23 protein-coding genes and 1 pseudogene are annotated in these 19,282 nt (G+C 67.2%); 14 read left to right on the top strand and 10 right to left on the bottom strand.

What is annotated here, in order from left to right; all coding sequences use genetic code 11:
* Positions 1 to 8 precede the first annotated feature (8 nt).
* From FXF75_RS22150 to FXF75_RS13020, 3 genes are all read left to right on the top strand, one after another.
* Positions 9 to 167, top strand: a complete 159-nt coding sequence (locus FXF75_RS22150; protein ID WP_205427689.1) for a hypothetical protein — start codon at positions 9 to 11, stop codon at positions 165 to 167.
* Between the two features lie 199 nt (positions 168 to 366).
* Entirely contained in the window at positions 367 to 519 is a 153-nt protein-coding gene (locus tag FXF75_RS22145) for a hypothetical protein (RefSeq protein WP_205427552.1), read from the top strand.
* A 94-nt stretch (positions 520 to 613) separates the two neighbouring features.
* On the top strand, positions 614 to 1,036 hold the full coding sequence (locus FXF75_RS13020; RefSeq protein WP_163522309.1) for a DUF371 domain-containing protein: 423 nt from the start codon (positions 614 to 616) through the stop codon (positions 1,034 to 1,036).
* 9 nt (positions 1,037 to 1,045) lie between these two features.
* On the opposite strand, the gene FXF75_RS13015 is transcribed toward FXF75_RS13020, so the two are convergent.
* On the bottom strand, positions 1,046 to 2,176 hold the full coding sequence (locus tag FXF75_RS13015; protein ID WP_163522308.1) for a hypothetical protein: 1,131 nt from the start codon (positions 2,174 to 2,176) through the stop codon (positions 1,046 to 1,048).
* Positions 2,177 to 2,247: 71 nt separating this feature from the next.
* Between FXF75_RS13015 and nth the strand changes: the two genes are divergently transcribed.
* A complete protein-coding gene (nth, locus tag FXF75_RS13010; RefSeq protein ID WP_163522307.1) occupies positions 2,248 to 3,108 on the top strand; it encodes an endonuclease III in 861 nt (286 codons plus the stop codon).
* On the opposite strand, the gene FXF75_RS13005 is transcribed toward nth, so the two are convergent.
* On the bottom strand, positions 3,105 to 3,458 hold the full coding sequence (locus FXF75_RS13005) for a hypothetical protein (RefSeq protein WP_163522306.1): 354 nt from the start codon (positions 3,456 to 3,458) through the stop codon (positions 3,105 to 3,107). The two genes, nth and FXF75_RS13005, sit on opposite strands and share 4 nt — an antisense overlap.
* Positions 3,459 to 3,518: 60 nt before the next feature.
* On the opposite strand from FXF75_RS13005, the gene FXF75_RS13000 reads away from it, so the two are divergent.
* The 5 genes from FXF75_RS13000 to FXF75_RS12980 all read left to right on the top strand — a co-directional run bounded on the left by FXF75_RS13000 (position 3,519) and on the right by FXF75_RS12980 (position 7,457).
* The gene (locus FXF75_RS13000) at positions 3,519 to 4,241 is read left to right on the top strand and encodes a PHP domain-containing protein (protein ID WP_163522305.1); all 723 of its coding nucleotides are present in this window, start codon (positions 3,519 to 3,521) and stop codon (positions 4,239 to 4,241) included.
* Positions 4,242 to 4,360: 119 nt separating this feature from the next.
* The gene (locus FXF75_RS12995; protein ID WP_163522304.1) at positions 4,361 to 5,518 is read left to right on the top strand and encodes a DUF373 family protein; all 1,158 of its coding nucleotides are present in this window, start codon (positions 4,361 to 4,363) and stop codon (positions 5,516 to 5,518) included.
* Positions 5,519 to 5,560: 42 nt separating this feature from the next.
* Entirely contained in the window at positions 5,561 to 5,974 is a 414-nt protein-coding gene (locus tag FXF75_RS12990; RefSeq protein WP_163522303.1) for a VOC family protein, read from the top strand.
* Positions 5,975 to 6,046: 72 nt separating this feature from the next.
* A complete protein-coding gene (locus FXF75_RS12985) occupies positions 6,047 to 6,793 on the top strand; it encodes a diphthine--ammonia ligase (RefSeq protein WP_163522302.1) in 747 nt (248 codons plus the stop codon).
* 91 nt (positions 6,794 to 6,884) lie between these two features.
* Entirely contained in the window at positions 6,885 to 7,457 is a 573-nt protein-coding gene (locus FXF75_RS12980) for a hypothetical protein (protein ID WP_163522301.1), read from the top strand.
* 13 nt (positions 7,458 to 7,470) lie between these two features.
* On the opposite strand, the gene FXF75_RS12975 is transcribed toward FXF75_RS12980, so the two are convergent.
* Complete coding sequence (locus tag FXF75_RS12975) at positions 7,471 to 8,439, bottom strand: sugar phosphate nucleotidyltransferase (RefSeq protein ID WP_163522300.1); 969 nt, start codon at positions 8,437 to 8,439, stop codon at positions 7,471 to 7,473.
* Between the two features lie 99 nt (positions 8,440 to 8,538).
* Positions 8,539 to 8,934 carry a hypothetical protein gene (locus tag FXF75_RS12970; protein ID WP_163522299.1) on the bottom strand — a complete coding sequence of 132 codons (396 nt, stop codon included), beginning with the start codon at positions 8,932 to 8,934 and terminating at the stop codon, positions 8,539 to 8,541.
* Between the two features lie 237 nt (positions 8,935 to 9,171).
* Between FXF75_RS12970 and FXF75_RS12965 the strand changes: the two genes are divergently transcribed.
* Positions 9,172 to 9,462, top strand: coding sequence for a transcriptional regulator (locus tag FXF75_RS12965; protein ID WP_163522298.1), 291 nt, complete (start codon positions 9,172 to 9,174; stop codon positions 9,460 to 9,462).
* Positions 9,463 to 9,518: 56 nt separating this feature from the next.
* Here FXF75_RS12965 and FXF75_RS12960 read toward each other — a convergent pair whose 3' ends face one another.
* Positions 9,519 to 9,929: a Rieske 2Fe-2S domain-containing protein gene (locus FXF75_RS12960; RefSeq protein ID WP_163522297.1), complete on the bottom strand. Its 411-nt coding sequence runs from the start codon at positions 9,927 to 9,929 to the stop codon at positions 9,519 to 9,521.
* Positions 9,930 to 10,018: 89 nt separating this feature from the next.
* Between FXF75_RS12960 and FXF75_RS12955 the strand changes: the two genes are divergently transcribed.
* The gene (locus tag FXF75_RS12955) at positions 10,019 to 11,407 is read left to right on the top strand and encodes a UDP-N-acetyl glucosamine 2-epimerase (RefSeq protein WP_163522296.1); all 1,389 of its coding nucleotides are present in this window, start codon (positions 10,019 to 10,021) and stop codon (positions 11,405 to 11,407) included.
* Positions 11,408 to 11,413: 6 nt separating this feature from the next.
* Here FXF75_RS12955 and FXF75_RS12950 read toward each other — a convergent pair whose 3' ends face one another.
* From FXF75_RS12950 to FXF75_RS12935, 4 genes and pseudogenes are all read right to left on the bottom strand, one after another.
* A complete protein-coding gene (locus tag FXF75_RS12950; RefSeq protein WP_163522295.1) occupies positions 11,414 to 12,337 on the bottom strand; it encodes an aminotransferase class IV in 924 nt (307 codons plus the stop codon).
* Positions 12,338 to 12,606: 269 nt separating this feature from the next.
* A complete protein-coding gene (locus FXF75_RS23330) occupies positions 12,607 to 12,948 on the bottom strand; it encodes a helix-hairpin-helix domain-containing protein (protein ID WP_163522294.1) in 342 nt (113 codons plus the stop codon).
* Positions 12,945 to 13,328 (bottom strand): hypothetical protein, encoded by a 384-nt coding sequence (locus FXF75_RS12940; RefSeq protein WP_163522293.1) that lies wholly within the window; start codon positions 13,326 to 13,328, stop codon positions 12,945 to 12,947. The genes FXF75_RS23330 and FXF75_RS12940 overlap by 4 nt, the downstream gene beginning before the upstream one ends.
* A 27-nt stretch (positions 13,329 to 13,355) precedes the next feature.
* Positions 13,356 to 14,191 (bottom strand): annotated as a pseudogene (locus FXF75_RS12935) (shikimate dehydrogenase).
* Between the two features lie 124 nt (positions 14,192 to 14,315).
* On the opposite strand from FXF75_RS12935, the gene FXF75_RS12930 reads away from it, so the two are divergent.
* From FXF75_RS12930 to FXF75_RS12920, 3 genes are read left to right on the top strand one after another with little or no spacing between them, the layout of a single operon-like run.
* Positions 14,316 to 15,293 (top strand): calcium/sodium antiporter, encoded by a 978-nt coding sequence (locus FXF75_RS12930; RefSeq protein ID WP_163522292.1) that lies wholly within the window; start codon positions 14,316 to 14,318, stop codon positions 15,291 to 15,293.
* Between the two features lie 48 nt (positions 15,294 to 15,341).
* Positions 15,342 to 16,685, top strand: coding sequence for a sodium:calcium antiporter (locus tag FXF75_RS12925; protein WP_163522291.1), 1,344 nt, complete (start codon positions 15,342 to 15,344; stop codon positions 16,683 to 16,685).
* Between the two features lie 46 nt (positions 16,686 to 16,731).
* Positions 16,732 to 18,066 (top strand): D-aminoacyl-tRNA deacylase, encoded by a 1,335-nt coding sequence (locus FXF75_RS12920; RefSeq protein WP_163522290.1) that lies wholly within the window; start codon positions 16,732 to 16,734, stop codon positions 18,064 to 18,066.
* Between the two features lie 101 nt (positions 18,067 to 18,167).
* Here FXF75_RS12920 and FXF75_RS23500 read toward each other — a convergent pair whose 3' ends face one another.
* A complete protein-coding gene (locus FXF75_RS23500; protein WP_205427620.1) occupies positions 18,168 to 18,971 on the bottom strand; it encodes an aldo/keto reductase in 804 nt (267 codons plus the stop codon).
* Between the last annotated feature and the right edge of the window lie 311 nt (positions 18,972 to 19,282).

Below are 19,282 nucleotides of genomic sequence, written 5' to 3'. Positions count from 1 at the left end.
TAGGCGTCGTGTTCGCCGAGCAACTCGCCGTTCAGCCAGATGCGAGCGTGGGCGAACAACCCGCGGAGTTCGAGGGTCGCTCGCTCGTCGGCGGCGCGGGGGTCGGCGAACTCGGTTCGGTACGCCACGGCGTCGGCGTCTGCGAACCGCTCGGGGCGGCCCGGTAGTTCGACCGGGTGCCACTCGTCGGGGGAGGGCGGCTCGGCTCCGGCGGACGGTTCGACCGCCGCGCCCGTCCAGTCGGTGAGGGACATACACGGGCAACTACACCCACACCAGATAGGTTTTACGTACCGGAGCCGACCACTTTCACTTTCACCGCGCCCATGGCTCAATTTAAGTAGGATGGCGGGACCACGTTCGGGTATGCTCGAAGACCTGCGGTGTGCCTGCGACGCCCGTAACTGTCAGCGCACCCTCGGCGAGGACGAGTTGATGCTCCGGATGACGACCGACGCGGGCGAGCGCCGCGCCTACGAGTGCGCCTGCGGCGCGGTCACGGTGACTGTGGTGCGGTAGTTCGTCAAGTGTCGTCGGTCCGCCCAGCCACTTCGGACCGGCCACCGCAGTCGGTTTCCCGCGATTCAAGTGTCCGCTGTCGAAATCCGTCCCCATGGACGAAGTGCTCCACGCGCGCGGTCACGAGAACGTCTCGGCCGCCCACGCCAGCACCTTCGAGGTGACGACCGACGACTATCTCACGCCCGCGGGCGACTGCATCCTCGGCATCGAGGCGGACCGCGCTCCGGCCGACTTCGACGACGAGTTCGTCGCGGCCTGCCAGAACGCCGACGCGACGATTACCGCGACGTTCGAGGCCGCAGGCCACACCGAGACGGTCGTCGGCCGCGGCCACCCGGACCTCGAATTCGAGAGCGACCGGAGCGCGGTGGGCCGGACCAGCGACTACGTGGACGACCGGACGATTCTGGTCGGCGCGGAATTCGCGGCAGAGGGGTTCGACAGAGACCTCGTGGCGGCGCTGGCAGATGGGGCGGAACTGACGGTGACGCTCTCGGTAACGCGCGAAAACTGAGTCGAGCAGTCACTGGGGACCGTACTTGGCGACGAACTTCGAGAGCGCGAGGGCCATCGCCTCGGACTCCGTCCGAATCCGGAGCGGGTCGTCGTTTCGCTCCCGGAGGACCAACCACCGACCGTCGGCGGCCGCGCCGTCGCTCGCGAGGTCCGCGAACCGAATCTCCGTCTCGACGGGGTCGAGGTCTCGTGTGAAGGTGGTTTCGACCGACCGGTAGTCTATTTCGAGCATGTCCGTGCCGCGGTCGAGGAAGTCCTCGTCGTCGTATCCTCGTTTCTTCGAGAGTCCGGCCGCCTGTCGAATCTGCTCTACCCAGACGCCTTCGGGTCGCAGGCGCTCGCGCTCGACGTCGAGGAGGAGTCGGGTACGAGAGACGACGAGCACGCCCTCTCGGTCGGTTCGCACCTCGTCGAAAGCGTCGAAGTCCCGCCGCCGGAGGTCGTCGAACGGCGCGACGCGGACGGGGCGCTCGTCCTCGCCGTCGCCCCGTGGGTACCGCCCGAGGTAGGTCTCCATCAGTTCGACCGTCGCGGGACCCTCGACGGACTCGGTGAGACCGCGTGCGCGGTGTCGGCGAGAAGCCGCGTCGGCCAGTTCGGAGTCGCTGGCGGGGACCGGCGCGCCGGCGTACTCGTCGAGGAACTCCGCGAGGACCACCCAGTCGCGTTCCGAGAGGGTTTCGGGGTCGCTCGGGCCGGTCTTCGGTGCGAAGGTGACCGGCGCGCCGTCGTCGAGTCGGAGCGTCAGTTCGCCCGCCTCGGAGTCCACGTCTACACCCGAAACGTCCTCGTAGTCGATTTCGAGTCGCTCGTCCTCGCGCTTCTTTCCGACGATTAGGAGGAGTCGTCGGCCGGTGAACGCGAAGCAAGCGCCGCGCTTTCGATACGGAGACTCGGTGGCGTCTCCCCGCCGGTACCCCGACTTCGGGTCGAAGTAGACGTGGTGGAGCCTCTCGTCGTCGAGGTGCGAGAGGACCGGTTCCGAGAGGTACGACCGGTTCCGGAGCCACTTTCGGCGGCGCGCGTTCGTCAGCGCTGCTTCGGTGACGGTCTCCCCCTCCGCCTCGCCGACCAGCGCCTCGGCGAGAACGTCGTCGGTGTCGTCGGTGTCGTCAGAATCCCGGCTAAAAAGACCCATACGGACGACTCCGAGGAGAACACAATAACTCTATCCGTAACGGTAAACGGTTTCAGCCCCAAACGGGACACATGCCGGAGAACTCCGAACCCGCGGAGAACATCAGCGGCGGCGAGGCCGAAGTGAGTTCGCCCGCCGAGTTCGCGTCGGGCGAGGCCGCCACCCGCGCCGAAGCGGTCGTGGACCGTCTCGGCGACCTCTACTGGCAGAAGACATACGGCGGACGCGACGCCTTCGAGTGTTTAGTCCGGACGATTCTGAGCCAGAACACCAGCGACGTGGCGAGCCAACCCGCCCACGACGCGCTGACGGAGCGGTACGGCGGTGCGGACGACGGGAACGGTGCAAGCGACGCAGATGGAACAGGCGACGGGGACGACGCGGCCGACCTCGCCGCCGCGCTCGCCGACGCCGACCACGACGAACTCGCCGACACCATCCGGTCGGCCGGACTCTACAACCGGAAGGCCGACGTGCTGACCACGGTCGCCGCGCGAGTGCTGGACGAGTACGGGAGCGCGGCCGCGTTCGACGCGTTCGTCAGGGAGCGCGACCCCGAGGAGGTCCGCACCGCCCTCCTCGATATGGACGGCGTGGGTCCCAAGACCGCCGACTGCGTCCTGCTGTTCGCCGGCGGACGGTCCGGCGTCTTTCCCGTGGACACGCACGTCCACCGCATCTACCGGCGGCTCGGCGTCGCGCCCGCCGACGCCGACCACGAGGCGGTCCGGGCGGTACTTGAGCGAGAGGTTCCGGACGAGAAGTGCGGATTCGGTCACACCGCGAGCATCCAGTTCGGTCGGGAGTACTGCTCAGCTCGGAAGCCCGCGTGTCTCGACGGACTCGACGAGTGCCCCATGTCGGACCTCTGCGACCGCGTGGGCGTGGATACCGAGTCCGACTCGGTCGTAGACCCCGCGGACGCCGACTAATCCGAGCGTTCAGTCTCCTCCGCTAGCCCGCTCTCTTCGAGCAGGTGGTCCCGGAGGTGGCGCACGTCCCGACGCTCCCGGTCGCGCCACGGGAAGAGGAGCAGTTTCCGCGCCCGTCTCCGCAGGAACGACGAGAGGTACGTCACCTGCCGGTCCGAGAGCGCGACGGTCTGCGGTGCGCCGTCGGTCTCACCGCCGGCGTTCTGGGTCTCTATCTCTCGCCGGAGTTCGTGGACGAACTCCCACTCCCGGGACTTCGACCGGAGCGCGTACTGCAGTCGGTTCTCTCGCTCGCACAACCAGTTCGTGAGGACGTACCACTCCTCCGATTCGAGGGTCAGGTCCGGCATCGAGTCCGTCGGGTGTTTCGATGGCTGGACTTTTGCCGTTTCGGGCGCTAGAGATTGCAAATGGCCTCAGAGACGACGATAACCATCGACCCGCACGTCCACTCGGAGGGGTCCTACGACGGGCACGAACCCGTCGAACTCCTGCTGGCGCAGGCCAGCGACATCGGTCTCGATGGCATCGTGGTGACCGACCACGACACCATCCGGGAGTCGCTCCGGGCGGCGGAACTCGCCCCGGAGTACGGACTCGTCGGCGTTCCGGGGGTCGAGGTCTCCACCGCGGCGGGCCACCTGCTCGCTATCGGCGTCGAGGAGCGCCCAGAACCCCACCGACCGCTCGACGAGACGGTCGCCGAAATCCGCGACAGCGGCGGAGTCGCGGTCGTTCCCCACCCGTTCCAGCGCACGCGTCACGGGGTTCGGAAGGGGCGAATCACCGATTGCGACGCCATCGAGGTGTACAACTCGTGGATATTCACGGGCTACCGGAACCGCCGCGCGCGCCAGTTCGCGGCCCGCAACGACTACCCCGGCGTCGCGGCCAGCGACGCTCACTCCGCGAAGTACCTCGGCCGTGCCTACACCGAACTCACCGTCGAGGGCGCGTCCTCGAAGGCCGATATCGACCGCGACCACGTCGTCCGGGCCTTCACCGACGGCGACGCCGAGATTCACGGTCACCGCCAACCGCTCTACCGGAGCGTGCGCCACTACGCGCTGGGTGCCGGACGGAAAGTCGGCCACGGCGTCGCCGGGAGCGTGCCGAGTTTCGCGCGGTTCTGAGGTCGGTGCTCGCGCCGACTTCGCTCGGCGAGTTCCGACTCCGACCGCCGCCGAATCCCGCGACGCCGCCCAAGCACGAGGGTTTTTAACGCGGGACCGTCTGGATTCAGCTACGCGACATGAGTACGCTGGTAGTCTGCGTCGACCGGAACGACGACATCGGGACCAAGACCGGTCTCGAAACCCCGGTCGCCGGGTGGGAAGCGGTCCGGTCGCTCGTCACGGAGGTCGGTCTCGCGGACCCGGAGGACTCCAGCGTCAACTGCCTGCTCGAATCCCTGCGCGTGGCCCGGGACCTGCGCGACGGCGACGAGGAGGTCACCGTGGCGGTCATCTCCGGGGCCGCCGAGACGATGGTCGGCCGCGACCGCGCGGTCGCCGACCAGATGGACGACCTCATCGCGGAGTTCGACCCCGACTCGGCCGTGGTCGTCATCGACAGCGCGCAGGACGAGCGATTAGTTCCAATCATCGAGAGTCGGTTGCAGGTGGACGCCGTGGACCGCGTGGTCGTCCGGCAGGCCCGTGACATCGAATCGACGTACTACCTGCTCAAGCAGTTCCTCGCCGACGAGGAGTTGCGCCAGACCGTCCTCGTCCCGGTCGGGGTCGCGCTGCTGGCGTTCCCCATCATCCTGATGGCGGCCGGACCCGCGACCGCAGTCGCCGCCATCACTGCGGTCATCGGCCTGTTCGTCCTCTACAAGGGACTCGGCGTGGACGAGTACGTCGCCGACCTGCCGACCGACATCAAAGACGCCCTCTACTCCGGCCGGGTCTCCATCGTGACGTACGTCGTCGCCGCGGGACTCTCGCTCATCGGCCTGTTCGCCGGTGCGCTGCGGGTCTCGAACTCCTCGGTTTCGACGGAGGGCGTCCTCCTGCCCGCGATGGCGTTCGCGTTCGCCAGCGTCCCGTGGCTGGCCGCGGCGGCGCTGGCGGCATCGACCGGCCGACTCCTCGACGAGATTATCCGCAACGACCGGGTGCGAAACTCCTATCTCAACCTCCCGTTCGGCGTCCTCGCGGTCGGACTGGTGGTGCGGGGCTTCTCGGCGTACTTCCTCCAGCGCGAGGGCTACGTCGAACCGGTCGTCGTCCCGCACATGGAACTCGGGAGCCTGTCGGTGGAGCGCATCGTCCTCCACTCGGGGACGCGGATGGCGCTGTTCGTCGTCGCGGGCGTGGTCGTGAGCCTGCTCGGCGTCCAACTCTCGTCGTACCTCACCGAAACCTCGTTCGGCGAGGAGTTCGAGGACGAGGAACTGGTCGAGTAGGAGACCGTCCGTTCTTTACCGCTGCCCTGTGCGTCTGTTCCCATGGACCACGACCACGCCGACCCCGACCGCGCCGGGCAGCTCCACCACCTCGAACTGTACGCCTCCGACCTCGACGCGTCGGTCGCGTTCTGGGACTGGTTGCTCGGCGAACTCGGCTACGAACCCAAGAACGAGTGGGACGGCGGCCGGTCGTGGGTCAACGGTCCGACGTACGTCGTCCTCGTGCAAGCCGACGGTTCTGACGCCGAGTTCGACCGACTCGCCGCCGGACTGAACCACGTGGCGTTCCACGCCGCCTCCCGCGAGCAGGTGGACGACCTCACGGCGGGCGTCCGCGACCGCGGCGACTCGACCGTGCTGTACGAGGACCGCCACCCCTTCGCCGGTGGGTACTACGCCCTCTACTGCGAGGACCCCGAGGGAGTCAAGGTCGAAGTCGTCGGTCCCGAGTGAACTCGCGCACGGTCGAAGCGTCGTGCCGACCGATTCGCCGCACCTAAATCCGCTCGCTCCCGACTCTCTCGCATGACCGAAGGGCCATCGTCGGCCGGACAGCAGGGCGAGTGGCTGAGCCTCTTCTCGGGCGGCAAGGACTCGTCGTGGGCGCTCTACCGCGCGCTGGAGGAGGGACTTGACGTGACGCGACTCGTCACGGTCCACCCCGAAGGCGACTCCTACATGTATCACGTCCCGGCGACGCGACTCGCGTCGCTCGCGGCCGAGAGCGTCGGCATCCCGCTGGTGGAGGTCGAACCCGACGACTTCGAGGCCGACGAGGCCGACGAGTCGGGCGCGCAGGGCGACGCGGAACTCCGACCGCTGGAGGCCGCGGTGCGCGAACTCGACGCCGAACTCCCCGACGGCGTCGCGGGCGTGACCGCGGGCGCGGTCGAGAGCGAGTACCAGACCTCCCGCATCGAGGCGATGGCCGACCGCCTCGGCGCCGAGGTGTTCGCGCCGCTCTGGCAGGAGGACCCCCGCGAACTCGCCGACGCGATGCTCGACGCTGGCTTCGAGATTACGATTATCAGGGTGGCCGCGTACGGACTGGACGAGTCGTGGCTCGGCCGAACCTTGGACGAGGGGGCCATCGCCGAGTTGGAGGACCTGAACGAGAGCCACGGCGTCCACGTTCTCGGCGAGGGCGGCGAGTTCGAGACGCTGGTGACCGACGGCCCGCACATGGAGCGGCCCATCGAACTGGAGTACGAGACCGAGTGGGACGGGACGCGCGGGACGCTCGAAATTCAGGACGCGTGGCTCGGCGAGTGAGTTCCGACGATTTCGCGGGCCGTCGTGGAGAGCGCCGACTTCCGTCGCCCGTAACCCTTCTTTTCGTGGCCGCCTTTCGAACACCACCACGATGAGCATCGAAGACCGCCTCCGCGGCGACCCGGAACCGGTCTCCGAGTCCGAGGTGATGCGCTACTGGCTCCGAGAGGAACTCGACGAGGAGGACGGCGGCCCGGACCCCGACGCCCTCGACACCGACCCCGCGCTCCGCGAGGAACTGTTCGAGCGCAAACCCATCGCCGAGCGCGTGTTCGCCCCCGAGCGGGCCGACTGGTACCACGCCGACCTCTCGGAGGAGGCGCTCCGGGACCTCCGGGTCGTCGTCGGTCCCCACGACGAGGGGTGGCGCGCGCTCACTGACGACAACCGAATCGAGTCCATCGCCCGCCGAATCTACGAGTCCGAGGACGCGGCGGCGTTGGACGAGGAGACGCCCAAGGACCTCCGTGAGGTCGTCGAACTCGCCGACAGCATCGACGCGGAGGGGCCGCAAAGTCGGCTGATAGTCGTCGCGGAGAGCGACGACCCCCCGTACGTCGCCGACGGGAACCACCGCGCGGTGGCCCACGTGCTCCATCTCCTCCGAGGCGGCGACTTCGAAGGACAGGAGGCGTATCTCGGCGTGCGAGAGAACGGTTACTGAACCGAGCGCCGGGTTACTCGCCGTTCAGAATCTGGGTGTGCGCGCCGATGAGTGCGCCCGCGAGGTCCATGTTCTCGACGTGCGTCTTCTCGTCGATGATGGAGTTGCGGATGTCGCAGTCCCGAATCGTCGCCGACGGGAAGACGATGGAGTTGTTGACGCTGGAGTTGACGAGTTCCGCGCCCGGCATGATGTGGACGTTCTCGCCGAGCGTGGTGTTCTCGACCGTGGCGGAGTCGGCGATTTGGTTCTCACCGTCGAGTTTCCACCCGACCGCTTCGAGGTAGCTCTCGGGCGTGCCGATGTCGAACCACGCCTCGTCGAAGGTGTAGGCGTACACCGAGTCGCGGGACTGCAACCACTGGACGAACCATCCGGGTTCGTCCGGGTTGTTGTCGTTGTCGAGATACTCGTCGAACAGCGGGATGGTCTCGGCGGTGAAGGCGTAGCACGCGATGGAGACCAGCGTGCTCTTGGGGTCTTCGGGTTTCTCTTGGAAGTCCACCACTTCGTCGCCGTCGAGTTCCACGAGACCGTAGGACTTCGCTCGCTCGCGAGACCCGACGTCGTAGGCCGCCAGCGTCGGCGACTCCTTCGCCTCGAAGAAGTCTACGAAGTCGCTGATGCCGAAACTGATGAGGTTGTCACCGGCGATGACGAGGGTGTCCTCCGTGATGTTCTCGCGGTCGAACAGTTGGGCCAGCGCGCCCACGACGCCGAACTTCTCGTCTTCTTCGGTCGTGTCCTCGACGGTGAGTCGCGGTTTGTCGAACTCGCTCTCGGCGAGGTGGTCTCGGAAGTCCTCGGCGAACCGCTCGTTGGTCGAGACGTACACGTCGTCGATGCGCTCGTCGGCCTCTAACTCGGCGAAAATCTGGTCGATGACGGTAGAGTCGCCGACCGGAAGGAACATCTTCGGTCGGTGCTTCGTAATCGGCCAGAGTCGCGTCGCGTACCCACCCGCAAGAACGACGGCTTTCATACGACGACGGTCTATCCGACAGGATAAGTCCCTTTTCATTTCTCGGGTCGGACACGAGGCGGTGGACCGTCGGGTCACTCTCTCCCGCGAACCGGCACGCTACTGCCGTCGGCGACCGGACTCGTACGACCGGGCGAACTCGACCCACTCCCCGACGGCCGGTCCCGCGCGGTATCGGACCGTCTTGCTGCGGGAGTCGTACTCGACGAGGTTCTCGTCGTCGAGTTTCGGCAGGTGGTTGTGGTGGAGGTCCACCTCGACTCGTCCGTGGTCGTCCGTCGAGTCCCCGTCCGACTCGGCGACGTGTTCGACGAGTTCCGAGAACGCCGCAACGCCGTCGTCGGTCCCGCCGAGGTATTCGAGGACGCGACGGCGGTGCCTATCCGCGAGGACTTCGAAAAGTCCGTCGATGTCGATACTCCGTCCGTTTACAGCGGACGGGGGTGCGTCTGTCGCCGTCCCCTCTCCTCCCGTCGGTGCGTGTTCGTTACTCATGTGCGGCGCGCCGACGGATACTCTCTCCCCGACCACTAAGAACAGTGGACCTAAACAGCTAGGGTCGGTCGCCGTCGCGGTCGGAGAACCTCCGGAGAACCCCTCGCTGGGCCTTCTATACGTTCTGGTGAATCGTCAATGCCGTTTACCCGGCGATTCGAGGATACTGCGCCGCCTCGGTCACACAAAATTGTGGTCGCGGGAAAGGGTTATGTCCGACCAGCGGCGAGCAGGAATATGCGCGAGGCCGACGCAACCACCCGCGAGCGAATCACCGACCACCTCCGCGAGACGCCCGCCTCGCCGAGCGCGCTGGCGACCGAGTTCGACGTGACGGCGTCCGCAGCCATCGACCACGTCCGCCACATCGCCCAGTCGCTCTCCGCGAGCGACGACCAGCTGCTGGTCGCACCGCCGGAGTGCGACGACTGCGGGTTCAGCGAGTTCGACGACCCCGCGAACCGGCCCTCCCGGTGTCCCGACTGCAAGAGCGAATCGGTTGACGAACCGGTGTTCCGAATCGAGTAGAAAACTGCTGGCGGTGCCGTACCGTCAGCCGCTGTGGTCTGCGGTCGGGCGTCCCGTTAGAACCCGAGCGACCGGTTCGAGGATAAGTCGTACTCCATCGAAGAGCCGACTTGCACGAACTCGTAGTCGTCGTCGGTGAGGTAGACCCCGCCGTTCTCGACGGTCACGGCGATTCGTTCGAGAACTGCGCCCTCGCAGGGACCGTAGGTGCAACAGCCCGAATCGTCCTCGAAGAGCGCGCCGTGTTTGCCACAGACTAGTTCGCCGTCGCGCTTGGTCGCGCCGCTGCCCTTGTCGAGGCGCACGTCGGTCCAGTGCTGGCAGTAGTTCTCGAACGCCGTCACCTCGCCCGCTGCGGTCCTGGTCAGGATGGCCTCGCGCTCGTCGAAGCCGTCTCGGACCGTGAACAGCAGCGTCGAATCGTCGGGGACCTCGGCCGCGTCGGCAATGCGACTGTCCTCGTCCATCTTGTCCGCCGTACTCGGTCGTCGCCTATGAACGCTTTCGTTCGGGATGAGAAGTTACTAACACGGTTCGTCGCTACTCTCCGGAACGAATGAGTGAACCGACCGAGATGGCGGTACACGACGACCGCCTCGCCGCACAGATGGAACGCGGCGACTACGTGGTAGCGGTCGTGACCGCCACCAAACCCGACTTCTACAAGCAGGCCCCGCTGGTTCCCGCCGCCGACGAGCGCGACCTGCCGTGCTTCGTCCTGCACACGGGCCAGCACTACGACGACTTACTGGGCCACGGACTCGCCGAGTACGGTATCGAGGACCGCGTCGCCGTGGACCTCGGGATTCGGGGCGACCTCTCGGAGAAGACCGCACAGGTGATGACCCGGATAAAGCGGTTCGCCGAGGTGCTGGACGACCGCTACCCGGAGACGACCGTCCTCCCCGTCGTCCACGGCGACACGCTGGCGGCGGGCGTCGTCCCGCAGGCGTGGATGTTCGCCACGAACCAACTGGTCGCGCACAACGAAGCGGGACTCCGCGGGATGGCTCCCGTCTCGTTCGACCCGAGCGCCGACCCCGAGACCGTCGTCGCTCGGCAGTGGGACGGCGAGTGGGAGCGCAACCGGGCCGAACCGTTCCCCGAGCAGTACGACACGTTCGTCGGGTCGGCGGCGTCGCTGTACCACTTCGCCCCGACCGAATTGAATCGCCGACACCTCCGCGACGAGGGGTACCCGGAAGCGGTCGGCGACCGCGAGCGAATCCCGGTCGTCGGAAACTCCGTGGTGGACGCCATCGAGATGAAGAAGGATGCCGACCTCGATGAGAGCGTCTTCGACGTGTATCCCGCACTGGAGGAGCGCGACGACTGGATTCGGGTGGACATCCACCGGCGCGCGAACCTCCTGCCGGAGCGCTTCGAGAGCATCGTGGCCGCCGTCGTCGGTCTCGTGGAGGACGGCCACAACGTCAACTTCGTGGAACTCAACGCGACCGAAGTCGCCCTCCGGGAGTACGGTCTCCGCGAGAGACTCGTTCGACTGGCCGAGGAGAACGACAACTTCCTGTTCACCGACCTCTGGAAGAAGCACGCTCACGTCTACGAGTTCCTCGAATCCGGCCAGTGTTTCGCCGAACTGACCGACTCCGGGAGCATGCAGGAGGAACTGAACCACATCGACGAGGCGCTCTGTCTCACCGCCCGGTTCAACACCGACAGGCCCGAGACGGTGTTCGACGCCAACACGAACCTTCTCGTCCCGCCGGTATCGGGCGAGTTCATGCGCGAGACGGTCGAGTACGTCTACGAGGACGACCGGACCCGCGAGCGGATGACCGAGGGGCCGGACCTCTACGGGAGCGACGTGGGCGAGCGCATCGTGGACTTCCTCGCCGAACGACGCGACGAGAGTCCCTTCGAGTGGGCCCACGAGCGACAGGGATACGCCGCCGACGCCGACCGCGAGTTCGACTACCTCTGACCGTGCCTACTCGTCGTACTCGTAGTGGTCGCGCTCCACGCGGTCGTCGAAGGCCTCGGCGAGTCGGTCGGTAACCGGCCCCGAGCCGAGTGCTACGGTCTCGCCGTCCGGTCCTTCGACCGCCGCGAGCGGTCGAATCTCCCACGTCGAGTTGGTCAGGAACGCCTCGTCGGCGTCGCGGAGAGCGGCGGGACCGTCGGTGGCTTCCTCGACGGGGACCCCTTCGCGTTCGGCGAGTTCGAGGACGACTCGGCGCGTGATTCCCGGCAGAATCGGCCCGTCGAGACTCGGCGTGCGGAGGACGCCGTCGCGGACGAAGAACAGGTTGCTCGTCGCGCCCTCGGCGAGGTTCCCCTCCGAGTCGAGCATGAGGGCCTCGTCGGGCGGGTCCGCCGCTCCCGACTCGCTGGCAGTTCTGTCGCCGAGTTCGAGGCGCGCGAGAATCCCGTTCAGGTAGTTGTGCGTCTTCGCGTGCGCCGGGAGCGCGGCGTCCGAGATTCGACGAGTCTCGACTACCGCGGCGGTCGCCGGGGCGTCCCAGACCGATTCGCCCCCGCGGTCGGCCCGCCCGCCGCGGGGCAGGTCCGCGACGTAGACGACGACGGTCGGGTCCTCGACCGGTCCGGGGGCGAGCTTGCCGGGTTGGACGCCCCGCGAAATCGAGAGTTTGACGTAGGCGTCGTCGAGGTCGTTGGCCGCGAGCGTCTCGCGGACTCGCCCCCGGAGGTCGGCGTCCGAGAGACCGTGGTCGAGCGACAGGGCGCGGCAGGTTCGACGGAGGCGCTCGGCGTGGGCGTCCCACTCGAACACCTGACCGCCGTACGCCCGGAGGGTCTCGAAGGCGGCGTCGCCGTACATGAACCCGCGGTCCCGGACGCTGACGGTGGCATCCTCGGCGGCCACGAGTTCGCCATCGACGTGGTACTGCATGGGTCGGGGTTCGGACCCGATTGACTTGTGTTGTCAGGTCTCGTTCCGAGTTCCGATGTCGGCAGGTCTCGTTCACGGTGTCCGAACTTCCGCTTCCGGCACTGGCTTCTCCTGCGACGCAACCCCCGTTCTGACTTCCGGATATTCGGCTGCAGAGCGCGGAAATTGCAAAATAGGGCGTCTCCACAGCACGCGTGTCGTCACGACCGAATCGCGGACTCTAGGTCGTCCGGTCGGGGAGGTCGGAGCCGACTCGAAGCGTCGTCCGGTTATCGCGCTTTGGCGCGGTCAATCCACGACGAGATGCGCTTGTCCGAGAGACCGGTCTCCTCGGCGAGTCGTTCGGCGTCGGCGTTCGCCAGTTCCGTCACGTCGGCGACGCCCGCGTCGCGGAGTCGCTGGGCGTAGGCCGGTCCGATGCCCTTCACGTCTTCGAGGGGTTCGCCCTCGCCGACCGCGTCGGGTTCCTCGTCCTCGGGCGTCGGTTCGGGTTCGTCGCGCGCCGTCTGGTCGGGTTCGGCGGCGTCCGTCGAGGGCTGAGTCGCCTCCGCGGGTTCGGCGGCCTCCTCGCGTTCGGTCTCGGCGCTCTCGGTCTCGGGGGTGGTCGTCACGTCCTCGGTGGAGACACCCGTCTCGGCGTCTTCCTCGGGTTCGTCTGTCGTTTCGGTCTCGTCAGTCGTCTCTGTCGGCTCGGGTTCCTCGGTCGTCTCTGCTCGGCCGTCTCCGTCTCGCTTCCCTCGGCTTCTTCAATTCCGGCGACGTCGCCGGTCGCATCCTCACCGGTCTCGTCGTCGGCGGTGCGGCCGCGCTCGGGTTCGCTGGACTCCTCCGCGCCGGTATCGACGCCCTTCACGGCGCTCTCGACTTCCGAATCCGGTTCGACCGACTCGTCGGGTTCTCGCTCGATTGTGACGCCGGATTCGGTCCGACGCACCTGCGAGCGGTCCTCGTCGAGTCCGAGCAACGACTTCAGCTTCGTGAGCAGTCCCATTTGCGCGACAGTAGAGGGCCGTGGTACTTAAAGCCGTGCCCGAAGCGCCTCGTTCATACGGTCCACGGGCGCGTCTTCACCTGTCCACAGTTCGAATGCTTCGACTCCCTGATACAGTAACATCCACGCGCCGTCGATGGCCGTCGCGCGCGTTCGCGGGCGTCCCGCAGCAGGCGAGTGTCGAGCGGTCGGTACACCGCGTCGAGTACCGCGAGGTCGGCGTGGAGTGCGTCGGCCGGGACCGGCGAGCGGTCCTCCTCCATCCCCACGCTGGTGGCGTTGACCACTACCTCGGCGTCCGGAACGCGGGCGTCGAGCGAGTCCAGACCGCCAGCCGTCGTCTCCGCCGAGCGGTCGGGCGTCTCGCGCTCCACGTCGGCGACGAGTCGCTCCGCGCGTTCGACCGTCCGATTAGCGACGTGGACTCTCGCACCTGCGTCGGCGAGGGCGAACGCCGTCGCGCGCGCGGCACCGCCAGCGCCGACGACTACAGCGTCTCGGTCAGCGAGCGTCACGTCGTGGTGGGCGAACGACCGGCGCACGCCCGCGGCGTCGGTGTTGTGACCGGTGGGAGGACGTTCGGCGTCTGCGTCCGAGAAGTCGATGGTGTTGACCGCGCCGATGCGGGCCGCGAGGTCGTCGGGTTCGACGTAGGTCAGTGCGTCCTGTTTGAACGGAATCGTGACGTTCAGGCCAGACACGCCCAGCGCCCGCGCACCCTCGATTGCGTCGCCCAGTTCGTCGGTGTCGGGTTCGAAAGTGACGTAGCGCGCGTCCATCCCGAGGGCGTCGTAGGCCGCCTCGTGCATCGGCGGCGACAGCGAGTGACCCACCGGGTTACCGAGCAGTCCGAATACGTCCATGTCGGCCGGAAGGTCTGCGACCGGGTTAACTACTGGGTTCGAACCACTGCGGCCTGCCGATTCTCAGAATCGGTAATTATCCGAGTGTTTATATTGGTCGTCTGGTTCGGACTGCAGTAGGGAAATGATATCACTCCAAACGCTGGGAGGGATACTCTTCTCCGTCGAGGCGCTCTACCTCGTCGGCGGTATCCTCCTCCTGTATCTCGGCGCGGAACTGCTCGTCTCCAGCGCCTCGTCGCTGGCGCTCGGGTACGGCATCGCGCCCGCGACGGTCGGCGTCACCATCGTCGCCTTCTCGACGACTGCGCCCGAACTGTTCGTCAGTCTCATCGGTGGCATCGGTATCTCCAGCGACATCGGTCTCGGGAACATCATCGGGTCGAACATCGCCAACATCGGTCTCGTCCTCGGGGCCTCCGCGCTCGTCCAACCGCTGTCGGTCGATTCGAAACTACTGTGGCGACACGGCCCGTTCATGCTCGCGGCGGCGGTGCTCCTCGTCGTCCTCGGCAGCGACGGGATGCTCGGCCCGGCGGACGGCGTGGGGATGCTCCTCCTGCTCGCTGTGTTCACCGGCTACATGCTCTACAGCTCCCGGTCCGCTGACGGGGAGGTCGTCCCCGACGAGATGCAGGTCGAGGACACCGACGGGTCGGCGAGCGCGCGCGAAATCGCGCTCCTCGTCGGCGCGGGGGTCTGTCTGCTCGGCGGTTCGTTCGGTCTCGTGCAGGGCGGGACCGGTATCCTCCGGTCGTTCGGCTTCGGAGACCTCTTCATCGGCATCACCATCATCGCGTTCGGCACGTCGCTGCCCGAACTGGCGACCTCGCTCGTGAGTTCGATTCGCGACGAGGCGGGGTTCAGTATCGGAAACGTCGTCGGGTCGAACATCTACAACGTCCTCGCGGTCATCGGCCTGCTCGCGGTGGTCCACCCCCTGTCGGTCGATACCACCGTCCAGACGTTCCACTTCCCGATGATGATTGGCTTCACGGTCGGCGCGATGGCGCTGATGGCCTACGGTCGCAACCTCTCGCGGTGGAGCGGCGTCGCGCTGGTCGGCGGGTACGCAGGGTTCGTCTACCTCTTGTTTCCCTGACCTCATAACGCAAGACCTACTTTTCGGGGTAAGCTATCCTCGGACAGAATGTTGAGTCGTTTACGGCATCCGCTATCAGCAGTCGGTCTAACGACGGCGCTCACGCTCCCGTGGGTCTTCGTCTGGGCGACGGGTAACGCGCACTCGCTCAGCGATTTCCAGACGGTCGCCGTCAGTGGTGTCGCAGTGCTCGGTGCGTCGTTCATGCTCGCGTGGGCCGCCGAGACGGCCGAGAAGGACGTGCCGCGAGCGTTCGCGCTGGCGGTGCTCGCGGTGCTCGCGGTCGCCCCCGAGTACGCGGTGGACGCGCTCTACGCGTGGACCGCGGGGGCGAACGTCGGCACCGACGCCGGCTTGGAAGCCGCGAACCTCGCGGTGGCGAACATGACAGGCGCAAACCGAATCCTCATCGGTCTGGGATGGTCCGGCATCGCCCTGTTCACCGTGTACCGCACGCTCAGTTCCGAGGACCCCGCGGTCGTCCGCGAACCCGGATTCCTGAAGAGCAAGGTGCAACTCGACCGCGACATCGCCACCGAAATCGCGTTCCTGCTCGCCGCGACCGCCTACGCCTTCTTCGTGCCGCTCGGCGGCGGCATCGGTATCACCGACACCATCTTCCTCGTCGGTCTGTACGCGATTTACATCGGCATCGTCATCCGCGGCGACGTAGAGGACCACGAGGAACAGGTCGGCGTTCCGGCGTACTTTCAGGGCCTCTCGAAGGGACCGCGAATCGCCAGCGTCCTCCTGCTGTTCGGTTACTCCGGCGGGATGATTTACACAGCGGTCCACCCGTTCGCGGAGGGTCTGGAACACCTCGGACTGTCGCTCGGCATCCCGCCGTTCTTCATGATTCAGTGGATAGCGCCGCTGGCGAGCGAGAGTCCCGAACTCATCGTCGTCGCCTACCTCGTCAACAAGGCGCGCTCGACCGCTGGGTTCAACGCGCTCATCTCCTCGAAGCTCAACCAGTGGACGCTCCTCATCGGGACCCTCGCGGTCGTCTACAGCATCGCCGCGGGGAGTATCGGCACGCTGCCCTTCGACGAGAAACAGCAGGCCGAAATCTGGATTACCGCGGCCCAGAGCTTCTTCGCCATCGGCGTCCTGACGAACTTCGAAATCAGCGTCCGGGAAGCGGTCGTGCTTCTGGTCCTGTTCACCTCGCAAGTCGTCGCCGAGTTCTGGGTCATCCAGACCATGGGCGAAGCGCAGGCGACGGAACTGAGCATCCTCATCCTCTACGCCTACACCGCCCTCTACCTCGTCCTCGGCGGGGCGCTGTTCGTCCTGCGGCGCGGCGAACTCCGGGCCATCTTCGACCGCACCGCCGCGAACGCCCGCAACGCTCTACCGGGCGGGTCCGAGGCGGTCGAACACGCCGACTGACTCCCATCCGACGCGCTTTTCTTTGGCTCCCGCCGTAGGTTCGGCCGTGATTGCCATCGTCGTCAGCAGAGCCGATTTGGCCTCCGAACGCATCGGCGACCACCTGTTGGACCTCGCCGACTGGGACGCCCGCGAGGACGACTCGCTCCCCGACGGCGAGGGCGGCGGCACGGTCTACTCCCGCGAGGGCTTCGAACTCCGGGAGTTCGACGACCTCCACCTCGAAATCGAGGACACCGCGGCCCCGTTCTCCGACCCCGACCTGCTCGTGTTCGTCTCCCGCCACTCCGGCGACACCGGGGCGCTGCTGACCGCCCACTTCACGGGGAACTTCGGCCCGGCCGAGTTCGGCGGCGTCGCGGGCGGTCTCGCCGATGCGTGCCCGAACGCTCACGCGCGCCTGCTCGAAGCGTTCGAGGAACACGCGCCCGACTCCTACGAGGTCGGCATGGAGTGCACCCACCACGGTCCCTCGGAGGTGGGCGTCCCTTCGCTGTTCGCGGAACTCGGGAGCGGCGAGGAGCAGTGGAGCGACCCCGAGGGTGCGCGAGCGGTCGCGCGGGCCGTCCTCGACCTGAACGACGTCGAACCACACCGCGACAGGCAGTTGGTCGGCTTCGGCGGCGGACACTACGTCCCGCGGTTCGAGCGAATCGAGCGCGAGACCGACTGGACCGTGGGTCACATCGCGGCCGATTGGGTACTCGACGCGATGGGCGCGCCCGAGGCCAACCGCGACGTAATCAGGCGAGCCTTCGAGCAAAGCCGGGCCGACCGCGCGGTAATCGAAGGCGACTATCCGGAACTGAAAGCGACCGTCGCGGACCTCGGTTACGGCGTCGTGAGCGAGACGTGGGTCCGGGAGACGACCGGCGTTCCCCTCGACCTCGTGGCCGACCTCGAATCCGACCTCTCGCCGATTTCGGCGGGCCTCCGATTCGGCGAGGCCGCCCGGAACTGCGACCCCGAGGCGACGGCGTACGAACTCGCGGACCTGCCCGACGACCTGCTCGTGGAGGCGCAGGGTATCGACGCCGACGCGACGCGCGAGGCGGTGGCGGCCCGGACGCTGGCGTTCGAGACCGAACAGAGCGGGACGCGCGCGGCGGGCCGCGCGGCGGTCCTCGACCCGAGCGACCGGGAGGAACTGGTGGACGAGTTGGCCGACTTCCTCCGCGAGAAGTACGATTCGGTCGCGCGCGAGGACGGCCGAATCGTCGCGCGACAGACCGCGTTCGACCCGGAGAAGGCCCGCACGCTCGGCGTCGAGGAGGGTCCCGCGTTCGGCAAACTCTCGGCGGGGGAGCCGGTCACGGTGGGCGGCCGAGAGATAGACCCCCAGAAAGTCCGGAGCGAGCAGGTCCGCGAGTTCTCGGTCTGATTCTGGCGCGAGCGCCGGGGGTCGGGCAGGTCGGTCGGGGCGGTTCGGGCCGGACAGAAGTGTAGTCGGTCCGACCGACGCGCATCGGGAGACCGTCTCGGTCACCAGTTCCACGGGGCCTCTTCCGGGTCCACGATGCGGCGTCGCTCGTCGATGGAGTCCAGCGTCTCGACGTCCTCGGGGTCTAGGTCCACGCCGAGGCTGAGCCAGTTCTCCCGGAGGTGGTCCTCGCTGGTGGACTCGGGGATGGCGGTCACCCCCTTCTCGCGCAGCCACGCGAGGCTGACCTGCTCGGGCGTCGCCCCGTGCTTCTCGGCCACCTCCCACAACTCGTCGACCGCTTCGACGTTTCCGCGTGCGATGGGCGAGTAGGCCACCAGTTCCACGTTCACGTCGTCGCGCGCGCAGAACTCCCGGAGTTCGGTCTGGGGCAGCAGCGGGTGCATCTCGACCTGATTGGCGAATATCGGCTCGTCCGCGACACCGACGGCCTCCGCCAGCAGGTCGACCGTGAAGTTGCTCACGCCGATTCGCTCGATGAGGCCCTCCTCGCGGAGGTCCGCGAAGGCGTCGAGCGTCTCGGTGGCCTCGTAGTCGCCGGTCGGCCAGTGGACGTACAGCAGGTCGACGTACTCCATCCCGAGTCTGTCGAGACTCTCCTCGACGCTCCTGTACACGTGGTCGTAGTCGAGGTCTTCGGGGCTGACTTTCGTCGCCACGAAGAGTTCGTCGCGGGGGACGCCTACTTGCTCGACTGCATCGCCCACCGCGGTCTCGTTGTAGTAGGCCTCCCGCCGCTCGGTCGCGTCCACGTGCCGATACCCTATCTCGAGGGCCGTCCGGACGCTCTCGACGCACTCGTCGTAGTCCGCGTCCTGATAGGTGCCGAGGCCGAGCATCGGCATCCCGCGCGTCGTCGGTGCGGTGTAGTCTGACACGTCGCCCTCGATTCCGGTGGCTTCGATTTCCCCGGGTCGAATCGCGTCGGTCCCGGAGCGGTTCTCCCCGGCGCTGGTTCCGCTGTTCGCCTCCGCGTCGCTCGCCTCGTCGCCTCGCCCGGCGAGCAGCATCCCCGCCAAGAGGGCTATCGTGAGTGCCGCGCCCAACTGCAAGCGCCTGTTCGCCGCGACGTTTCGCAGGACCTCCGGCCAGTCTGCCGTCCCGTTTCCGTCGCGGCTTCCGGTCGCGACGGGCGGCGTCCGTTCGCGCACGCGAG

Origin of the sequence: Halorussus sp. MSC15.2 (assembly GCF_010747475.1) — an archaeon.
Taxonomy (GTDB): Archaea; Halobacteriota; Halobacteria; order Halobacteriales; family Haladaptataceae; genus Halorussus.
This window is presented reverse-complemented; position numbering and strand designations above follow the sequence as displayed.

Coding starts and splice junctions, on each gene's coding strand:
- FXF75_RS13015 (WP_163522308.1), bottom strand. CDS start 2,176: ATGGGTCTTTTTAGCCGGGATTCTGACGACACCGACGACACCGACGAC.
- FXF75_RS13020 (WP_163522309.1), top strand. CDS start 614: ATGGACGAAGTGCTCCACGCGCGCGGTCACGAGAACGTCTCGGCCGCC.
- FXF75_RS12955 (WP_163522296.1), top strand. CDS start 10,019: ATGAGTGAACCGACCGAGATGGCGGTACACGACGACCGCCTCGCCGCA.
- FXF75_RS22145 (WP_205427552.1), top strand. CDS start 367: ATGCTCGAAGACCTGCGGTGTGCCTGCGACGCCCGTAACTGTCAGCGC.
- FXF75_RS12985 (WP_163522302.1), top strand. CDS start 6,047: ATGACCGAAGGGCCATCGTCGGCCGGACAGCAGGGCGAGTGGCTGAGC.
- FXF75_RS12960 (WP_163522297.1), bottom strand. CDS start 9,929: ATGGACGAGGACAGTCGCATTGCCGACGCGGCCGAGGTCCCCGACGAT.
- FXF75_RS12925 (WP_163522291.1), top strand. CDS start 15,342: ATGTTGAGTCGTTTACGGCATCCGCTATCAGCAGTCGGTCTAACGACG.
- FXF75_RS12950 (WP_163522295.1), bottom strand. CDS start 12,337: ATGCAGTACCACGTCGATGGCGAACTCGTGGCCGCCGAGGATGCCACC.
- FXF75_RS12995 (WP_163522304.1), top strand. CDS start 4,361: ATGAGTACGCTGGTAGTCTGCGTCGACCGGAACGACGACATCGGGACC.
- FXF75_RS12980 (WP_163522301.1), top strand. CDS start 6,885: ATGAGCATCGAAGACCGCCTCCGCGGCGACCCGGAACCGGTCTCCGAG.
- FXF75_RS13000 (WP_163522305.1), top strand. CDS start 3,519: ATGGCCTCAGAGACGACGATAACCATCGACCCGCACGTCCACTCGGAG.
- FXF75_RS12970 (WP_163522299.1), bottom strand. CDS start 8,934: ATGAGTAACGAACACGCACCGACGGGAGGAGAGGGGACGGCGACAGAC.
- FXF75_RS12965 (WP_163522298.1), top strand. CDS start 9,172: ATGCGCGAGGCCGACGCAACCACCCGCGAGCGAATCACCGACCACCTC.
- FXF75_RS12975 (WP_163522300.1), bottom strand. CDS start 8,439: ATGAAAGCCGTCGTTCTTGCGGGTGGGTACGCGACGCGACTCTGGCCG.
- FXF75_RS13005 (WP_163522306.1), bottom strand. CDS start 3,458: ATGCCGGACCTGACCCTCGAATCGGAGGAGTGGTACGTCCTCACGAAC.
- FXF75_RS23500 (WP_205427620.1), bottom strand. CDS start 18,971: ATGCCGATGCTCGGCCTCGGCACCTATCAGGACGCGGACTACGACGAG.
- FXF75_RS12930 (WP_163522292.1), top strand. CDS start 14,316: ATGATATCACTCCAAACGCTGGGAGGGATACTCTTCTCCGTCGAGGCG.
- nth (WP_163522307.1), top strand. CDS start 2,248: ATGCCGGAGAACTCCGAACCCGCGGAGAACATCAGCGGCGGCGAGGCC.
- FXF75_RS12940 (WP_163522293.1), bottom strand. CDS start 13,328: ATGGGACTGCTCACGAAGCTGAAGTCGTTGCTCGGACTCGACGAGGAC.
- FXF75_RS12990 (WP_163522303.1), top strand. CDS start 5,561: ATGGACCACGACCACGCCGACCCCGACCGCGCCGGGCAGCTCCACCAC.